At 61.6% G+C, this 8534-nt stretch carries 6 protein-coding genes; 1 reads left to right on the top strand and 5 read right to left on the bottom strand.

Annotated elements, in window-relative coordinates:
• Positions 1-105 precede the first annotated feature (105 nt).
• Entirely contained in the window at positions 106-1173 is a 1068-nt protein-coding gene (locus tag QMX91_RS26370; protein ID WP_027613356.1) for an ABC transporter substrate-binding protein, read from the bottom strand.
• A gap of 352 nt (positions 1174-1525) precedes the next feature.
• On the opposite strand from QMX91_RS26370, the gene QMX91_RS26365 reads away from it, so the two are divergent.
• Positions 1526-2239 (top strand): UTRA domain-containing protein, encoded by a 714-nt coding sequence (locus QMX91_RS26365; RefSeq protein ID WP_025113378.1) that lies wholly within the window; start codon positions 1526-1528, stop codon positions 2237-2239.
• Positions 2240-3107: 868 nt separating this feature from the next.
• Here QMX91_RS26365 and QMX91_RS26360 read toward each other — a convergent pair.
• The 4 genes from QMX91_RS26360 to QMX91_RS26345 form a co-directional block, all read right to left on the bottom strand.
• Positions 3108-4442, bottom strand: coding sequence for an amidohydrolase (locus QMX91_RS26360; protein ID WP_183782083.1), 1335 nt, complete (start codon positions 4440-4442; stop codon positions 3108-3110).
• A gap of 66 nt (positions 4443-4508) precedes the next feature.
• Positions 4509-6662, bottom strand: coding sequence for a mechanosensitive ion channel family protein (locus tag QMX91_RS26355; RefSeq protein WP_096797024.1), 2154 nt, complete (start codon positions 6660-6662; stop codon positions 4509-4511).
• 77 nt (positions 6663-6739) lie between these two features.
• Positions 6740-6916 (bottom strand): hypothetical protein, encoded by a 177-nt coding sequence (locus tag QMX91_RS26350; RefSeq protein WP_282413606.1) that lies wholly within the window; start codon positions 6914-6916, stop codon positions 6740-6742.
• Between the two features lie 195 nt (positions 6917-7111).
• Complete coding sequence (locus tag QMX91_RS26345) at positions 7112-8401, bottom strand: M18 family aminopeptidase (protein WP_047598982.1); 1290 nt, start codon at positions 8399-8401, stop codon at positions 7112-7114.
• Positions 8402-8534 lie beyond the last annotated feature (133 nt).

Genomic DNA, 8534 nt, shown 5'->3' with positions numbered 1-8534 from the left:
GGCGGAGTGTCAGTCAATAGATGCTTGACTGATCCACCGCATTCGCGAGCAAGCCCGCTCCCACATTTGGATCTCCAATGGATCCAGCAGTGGGGATTTACAGGATTACTTCATCTCTACGATGACTTCTTCGTTCCACTTCTGCGGCAGGGCCTTGGAGGTTTTTTCCCAGGCGTCGGCGTCCTTGATCGGCGTGACCTTCTTGTACTGCTCGTTCGGCAGCAGCTTGGCCTTCACGTCTTCCGGCAGTTGCAGGTGCTCGGCACGGATCGGACGAGCATTGCCGCGAGCGAGGTTGGTCTGGCCGGCGTCGCTGAAGATGTATTCGCGGGTCAGCTTGGCGGCGTTCGGGTTTTTCGCGTACTTGTTGATGATGGTGGTGTAGCCGGAAATCACCGAGCCATCCGACGGGATCAGCACCACGTAGTCATCCGGGTTGGCCATCTTGGCCTTGTAGCTCAGGCCGTTGAAGTCCCAGACCACGCCGACTTCGATTTCGCCTTTTTCCATGGTGGCGATGGTCGGGTTGGCCATCGACAGTCGACCTTGCTTGGCGATGTCTGCAAACAGCAGCAGGGCCGGCTGGATGTTCTTCTCGTCGCCACCGTTGGCCAGGGCAGCGGCCAGTACGCCGTTGGCGGCTTGCGCGGCGGTGCTCACGTCACCGATGGAAACCTTGTATTTGCCGCCCTTGAGGTCGGCCCATTTGGTTGGAACTTCGGAGCCGTGCAGCAGCTTCTTGTTGACGATGAAGGCGATGGTGCCGGTGTAGGCCAGTGCCCAGTTGCCGTCCTTGTCCTTGGCCCAGTCCGGGACTTGATCCCAGGTGCTTGGTTTGTACGGTTGCACCACGCCCTGCTTGACCGCGATCGGGCCGAAGGCCGCGCCGACGTCGCCGATGTCGGCAGTGGCGTTGTCTTTTTCGGCGGCGAACTTGGCGATTTCCTGGGCCGAGCTCATGTCGGTGTCGATGTGTTTCAGGCCATAGGTCTTGGCCAGGTCTTCCCAGGTGCCTTTCCAGTTGGCCCAGTCATCGGGCATGCCGACGCTGTTGACGGCGCCTTCCGCTTTCGCAGCGGCTTCGAGGGTTTTCAGGTCGGTACCCGCCGCCATGGCGGAGGTGCACATTGCAATGGTCGAGCCTAACAGTGTTGCCAGGAAAAGCTGTTTCATTCCGAAGCTCCTTGGTCGTGTTCAACGCTGCGATTGCGGTTTGTGTTGGTCTAGGTCAGCAATACCTGAGCCAATTTAAGGGGGCTGGATGACACTTTGATGTCGGCGGTCGCCCGGCAGGCCTTTTATTGGCCCGGTTTCGGCGCTTGCCCGGTAAGCGTAGACCAAGGTCAAAGCCCCGGCGGACAAGGCACTTGGCCGATGTATTGCAAGTCATGAGGGCGACCGTCGGGCGGGTTTGTCATCTCTCGGTCATCTGCACTGCCTAGGCTTGCAATACAAGGAAACGGCTTGCAGGCCGTACGGTTTTTGCCCCGAAACAGTGCTGGTCTAGTCCAGATAGGTAACGTTGATGCGCGATGAGGCAACAAAAGCGGTGACAGCGATTGGTCAGGTGCTGCAGGAGCAGCTTGATCACGGCCTGCTCGCGCCCGGGAGCAAGTTGCCGGCCGAGCGCAAGCTCAGTGAGTTGTTCGGCACCACGCGCATTACTGTGCGTGAGGCCTTGTTGCAGTTGGAGGCGCAGGGGCAGATCTATCGCGAGGAGCGCCGTGGCTGGTTCGTTTCGCCGCCACGTCTGGCGTACAACCTGATGCAGCGCAGTCACTTTCACGCGATGGTCAGTGCGCAGGGGCGGGTGCCGTCGACCGAGGTGATTTCGGCGCGGTTGCAGCCGGCGTCGGTGGCGGTTTGTGCGTTGTTGCAGTTGCCTGCTTTGTCGAGCGTGATTCAGATTTGCCGGTCGCGGCGGATTGACGGGCGGCTGGTTTTGTATGTGGAGCACTATCTGAATCCGCAGTATTTTCCGGGGATTCTGGGATTTGATTTGAATCAGTCGATGACCGAGTTGTATGCGCGGCATTACGATTTGCACTATGGGCGGGTGCGGTTCGAGATTGTGCCGACGTCGTTGTCGGTGGATGCGGCGGCGGCTTTGCGGGTTTCTGTCGGGAGTCCGGGGTTACGGATTGCTCGGGTCAATTATGATCAGCATGAGCGGTTGATTGATTGTGATCTGGAGTTTTGGCGGCATGATGCGATTCACGTTGGTGTAGATGTTGTTTGACCTTGGCGGCCTTTGGGCCGACCAGGTTCTTGGGGTTTTGGGTTTATATCCGTTGCTTCGGGTGTTGCCACTGGCGGTTTCGCTTTTACAGCGAGTCCCTTTGGCAAACGCCCCAAAGGAACCAAAGGTCTGTGCCCTGACGTTCGGCCCGCTCGCTAAAGCTCGGGGTTCCTTCGCTCCGGGATCGATCCGGGCGCATCGCCTCCGGTTTGCTTCGCTGCACCTCCTCTCGATGTGTTCGACTTCGTCGAACGGTCGCTTCGCTCCCACCCCCGGATCAATCCCTCCGCTCAGCCTGCCGACGGGCCGGTGAGTCAAGATCAAGAGCTTTCGGCGAGCTGACACTCGGCCATTGAGTGGTGAAGAGCCTGCGGTCGGCTTTTGCTTTGCTGTAGGGGTGAGCCTGCTCGCGATGGCGGCCTGAAAGCCGACCAATCACCAACTGCCTGCACTCAATCCAACTGTGGCAGCTGGCCTGCCAGTGGTGGTGACCTCCCAGCCGACCAACTCCAACAGCCCCCACCCAATACCACTGTGGGAGCTGGCTTGCCAGCGATGGCGGCCTGACAGCCGACCAATCTCCAACTGCCTGCACCCAATCCCACTGTGGGAGCTGGCTTGCCGGCGATGGCGGCCTGACAGCCGACCAATCTCTAACTGCCTGCACCCAATCTCTCTGTGGGAGCTGGCCTGCCAGTGATGGTGACCTCCCAGCCGACCAATCTCCAACTGCCTGCACCCAATCCCACTGTGGGAGTGAGCTTGCTCGCGAAGGCGGCCTGACAGCCGACCAATCTCCAACAGCCCACACCCAATCCACTGTGGGAGCGGGCTTGCTCGCGAAGTCGCCCGCACAATCACCCCATCTCTATCTGGCCAGCTGAGCATTCCCATACAAATAATCCGTCGCCAACGACGCCATCGTCCTCACCCCAACCACCAGCGCCGACTCATCCACAAAGAATCCCGGATTGTGATTCGGCGCCGCCTTACTCATGTCCTGATCCCGTGGCGTCACCCCGAGAAACACAAATAACCCGGGCACTTCCTTGGCAAAGAACGAGAAGTCTTCCGCGCCGCCCACCAGCGGCGCATTGACCACGTCATCCTTGGCTGCCCACTTCAACGTCGGCAGCATTTTTTCCGTCAGTGCCGGGTTGTTGATCGTGGGGTCGTATTTTTCGATGATGGTCACGTCGGCTTTCGCGCCGCCGCTTTCGGCGATTTTTTCGATGGTCTGGCGTACGTCGGCGTGGAGTTTCTGGCGGATGCCGTAGTCGTAGGAGCGGATGGTGCCGCTCATGTCCACGGACTCGGGAATGATGTTGTAGCGGGTGCCGCCGTTGATGGTACCGATGCTGACCACCGACGGGTAGGACGAAATGTCGGTGCGGCGGCTGACCACGGTTTGCAGGCCGACGATGGTTTGTGCGCCGACGGTGATCGGGTCGATGCCGTCCCACGGGCGGCCGGCGTGGGTCTGTTTGCCGAGGATTTTGATGCGCAGGTCGTCGGAGCTGGCCAGAGTGGCGCCGGGGCGGTAGGCGATCTGGCCGGCGGGGACGCCGGCCCAGACGTGGAGGCCGAAGACGGCGTCGGGTTTGGGGGATTTCATCACGCCTTCCTGCACCATCATTTTCGCGCCCCAGGTGTTTTTGCCGTCGGGGATGAAGTCGCTCGGGCCTTCTTCGGCGGGCTGGAAATAGAACACCACGGTGCCGGGCAGGGTGTCGCGCATGCCCGTAAGAATTTTCGCCGTGCTCAGCAGGATCGCGGTGTGGGCGTCGTGGCCGCAGGCATGCATCACGTCGACTTCTTTGTCCAGATAAGTGCCTTTGGCTTTCGAGGCGAAGGGCAGGTCGGCGACTTCCTTGACCGGCAGCGCGTCCATGTCGGCGCGCAGGGCCACGGTCGGGCCGGGCAGGGCGCCCTTGAGGATGGCAACCACGCCGGTGCGGGCGACGTTGGTTTTGACTTCCAGACCCATGGCCTTCAGTTGTCTGGCGACCAGTTCCGCGGTGCGTTTCTCGGTGTTGCCCAGTTCCGGGTGCGCGTGGATGTCGCGGCGGGTTTCCAGCAGTTGCGGTTCAAGTGCCTTGGCTTGCGTGGCGATCTGTTCGCGGGTGCTGTCCAGGGTGGCGGCGCTGGCGGTGCCGGCCAGCAGAGTGAGCAGAACGGTCTGGGCGATACGTGTCAGCTGCATCGGGTGTCTCCATGGTTATTGTTTTTCTGGCTTCCCTGCCTGTGACCCGAGTGTCTGCGCGAAGTGCTATTCCTTCGGCTGGCCACCGCCGGCAGTGATGACCTGCACGCTCATGCGTGGCGTCGCCAGATCGAGTCCGGCTTCGTCCAGATGGCGTTTGAGCGACAGGTTGAACGCTCGGGAAACTTCCCATTGTTTGATCGGTGCAGTCTTGAAGCGTGCACGCAGGATCGCGCTGCCGGATTCGAAACTTTCCACGCCCTGGATCTCCAGCGGCGACCAGATGTTGCGCCGCTGCAGCGGGTCGGTGCGCATTTTCTGGCCGACGTCGCGCATCAGTTTGATCGCGTCGTCGATTTCCATGTTGTACGGCACCGCCACGCGGAAGATCGCGTAGCCGAATTCCCGGGAGTAGTTCTTGATGCTTTTGATTTCGCTGAACGGAATGGTGTGAACGATGCCATCGATGTCGCGCAGGCGCACGGTGCGGATGGTCAGGCCTTCGACAGTGCCGAGGTGGCCGCCGACGTCGACGTAGTCATCAATGGCCAGCGAGTCTTCGATGATGATGAACAGGCCGGTGATCAGGTCCGCCACCAGCGACTGCGCACCGAAACCGATGGCCAGACCGATCACACCGGCACCGGCCAGCAGTGGCGTGACGTTCATGCCCATGTTCGCCAGGGCGACGATCAGCGCGATGATGAAAATCGCCACGAACAGCACGTTGCGGATCAGCGGCATCATCGTCTGCGCGCGGGCATTCGCCAGGCCTTTGCGCGAGCGGGTGAGGGCGTGGTGCACGGCGGTGTCGGCGAGGATCCAGATCAGCCAGGAGAAAATCAGCGTGCCGATCAGGCTGAACAGTTTGACGCTGACGTCATGCCCTTCGCCCTCGGCAAAGCCGATCAGCGACTTGCCCCACACGCGCAGGCCGAGCTCGATGAAGATCAGCCATACCAGCAGGTGGGCGAGGGTGTAGAAGAAGCTTTTCAGGCGCTCCGAGTACAACGCATGGCGCTTCGGCCCGCGTTGCGGTTTGAGTGAATGACGGCGCACGAGGCCGTTGATCACCATGCACATCACCAGCAGCACCGTGCAGATCAGCGACTGACGCAGGGCGGTGCTGGTGTCGCCGGCGGAGACGAAGGTGGCGAACAGCGAGATCCCGACCAGCACCAGCGCCGGCACGTACCAGAAGGTGCCGAGGATATCGATGGTGTCGCTGAGGGCGCGGCGGGTCAGGCGGCGGGACAACGGCTGGTTGCGGATCAGGTGCGCGATCGGCCGGCGGAAACGCAGGATGAACAACCCGGTGAACAGCGCCGCGAGCACGTTGGTGATGGTCGCGGTGGTGTGCGCCAGGTGCACGCCGAGGCCTTCGACAAGGCGCGGGTCACTCAGCGCTTCACCGAATGCGGCGAAGCTGCCGATCAGCCACAACGGACGGAAGGCCTGATGCCGCAGGATGTACAGCGCCCGGTGCCGGTGCGGGCCGTCGAGCAGCGAGAAGGCGATCACGCAGATCGCCGAGAAACAGGTGCCGACCACCAGCGCATAAGCCAGCACCATCGCCAGGCTTTTACCCAATGACGACGGCAGCGCGTAGCTCATGTAAACGGTGATGACCAATGCAATCAGCCACGGCCCGAGCTTGCGCAGGGCGAAGCGCAGCATGTCGAGGGCCTTGGGGTGTTGCGGCAGTTCTTCGGTCAGGCCGAAGCGCATGCGCACCCGGTGACCGAGCCAGATCAGCGCGGCGGCGAGCAGGCTCCAGACCATCAGGATCACCGCGAAGCCGAAGATGATCGGCAGCCATTCGCTGGCCGGCAACATCAGGTTGTCGAGTTCGTCCCTGGCCAGATCGAACTCGTCGGACCAGCGGGTCAGCGGGCTGTCGTCACCGGAGAACTGTTTCTCGAAGCTGGCCAGGGTGCCGCCGATCAGGCCCAGCACGCCTTCTTCCGGTGAAGCCTGGGCTTTCTTGGTGGCGTCGCGCAGCTTTTTCAGATCGCTCAGCAATTGCGCGCGTTGCTTGTCGTTTTCCAGCGACTTGATGACTTCATCCAGCGACTGGCCCAGCGGCTCTTGCGCCTCCGGCTGCGTCTTGGTGGTGTTGAGCAGGCCCGGCAACCCGACCGCCTGGGCAGGGGCCAGCGGCAGCAGCGTCATCAGGCAGACAAGGAACAGGCAGGGCAGAGCAAACAGACGAGCGAACACTAGGCGGTCAACCTCGCAAAGGGGCGAATTGAGCGAGTGTACGAGGCAGCCAGAATCAATGCGAGCCGGGCGCGGATTTATTCGCTGAGTTTGGCGAGGATCTTGTAGACCACGGTCGCCAGGATCATCAGCATGCCGACCCACATGGCAAACACACCGGCGTTCTTGTCGCGGAAGTTGAAACCGATCGCCAGCAGGATCATCCCGGACAGTATCGGAATGAGCATGGCGTGGAAGGAGGACATCGAAATCATGGTGACTGCCTTGTCGAAGGGAATGATTTAAGTCTAGGTCGCTTTCTGCAGCGAGGAGTGATGTGTATCAGGAATGATTCGGTTCTACGATGAATCTTTGTTGTCTGCACGAGCGCTTTCGCGAGCAAGCCCGCTCCCACAGGTTGAAATGCATTCCAATGTGGGAGCGGGCTTGCTCGCGAAGCTTTTCAGCTTTTAAGGCAACTCGCGGCTGGCGTAGAACGCGCTCAGCACTTTGACCAGGTGCGCCAGGTCGTGGCTGCCGCACAGTTCGCGGATCGAGTGCATGGCGAAGGTCGGCAGGCCGATGTCGACGGTGCGCACGCCCAGGTGGCTGGCGGTGATCGGGCCGATGGTCGAGCCGCAGCCCATGTCGCTGCGCACCACGAAGCTCTGCACCGGTACTTCTTCGGCCATGCACAGGTGGCGGAAGAACCCGGCGGTTTCGCTGTTGGTGGCGTAGCGCTGGTTGCTGTTGACCTTGATCACCGGGCCGGCGTTGAGTTTCGGACCGTGGTTGGCGTCGTGCTTCTCGGCGTAATTGGGGTGCACGCCGTGGGCGTTGTCGGCCGAGACCAGCAGCGATTTCTGGATGGTGCGGACGAACTCGTCACCTTCCGGCAGCAGGCGGCGCAGGGTCTGTTCGAGCATCGGGCCATCGGCACCGCACGCCGAGCAGGAGCCGACTTCTTCGTGGTCGTTGCACACCAGCACGCAGGTTTCTTCGGTGTCGGCGGTGAGCAGGGCTTGCAGGCCTGCGTAGCACGACAGCAGGTTGTCCAGGCGCGCACCGGCGATGAAGTCGCCATGCAGGCCGATGACCGCCGCGCTCTGGGTGTCGTAGAAACTCAGCTCGTAATCCAGCACCACATCGGCGTTCAGGCCATGTTCGCGGGCCAGTTGATCAGTCAGTACGGCGCGGAAGTCGACGCGTTCGTCGCCGGCGAATTGCGCGAGGATCGGCGGCAGCTCGGTCTGCGCGTTGATCGCCCAGCCCTGATTGGCTTCACGGTTCAGGTGAATCGCCAGGTTGGGAATGATCGCGATCGGCGCCTTGAAGTCGATCAGTTGGCTTTCGACCTTGCCGTCGCGACGGAAGGTGACGCGCCCGGCCAGCGACAGGTCGCGGTCAAACCACGGCGCCAGCAGCGCGCCGCCGTAGACTTCAACGCCCAGTTGCCAGAAGCCCTGACGTTGCAGTTCCGGTTGCGGCTTGACCCGCAGACACGGGCTGTCGGTGTGGGCGCCGACCAGACGGATCCCGTCGTGCAGTGGCGAGTTGCGGCCCATTTTGATCGCGACGATCGAGGAGTCGTTACGGGTGACGTAGTAGCGGCCGTTGGCCTCGGTGGTCCACGGCTCGCGCTCGTCGAGGCGCACGTAACCGGCGGCCTCCAGACGCTGAACAAGGCTGGCGGTGGCGTGGAACGGGGTAGGGGAGGCCTTGAGGAAGTCGATCAGGCCTTGGTTCAACTCTTCGCGCATAAGAAGCTCCAGACAGCAATGGGCGCGAGTTTAACGCATCGGCCCGGGAATTGAATCCGGGCAGGATCGGGGTGGGAGCGGGCTTGCTCGCGAAAGCGGTGGGTCAAATGCAGATTTTTAGATGACACACCGC

This window comes from Pseudomonas sp. PS01299, from assembly GCF_029960145.1.
Classification (GTDB): domain Bacteria; phylum Pseudomonadota; class Gammaproteobacteria; order Pseudomonadales; family Pseudomonadaceae; genus Aquipseudomonas; species Aquipseudomonas putida_A.
Note: the sequence above shows the minus strand (reverse complement) of the source record. Positions and strands in the feature narration are given on the sequence as shown.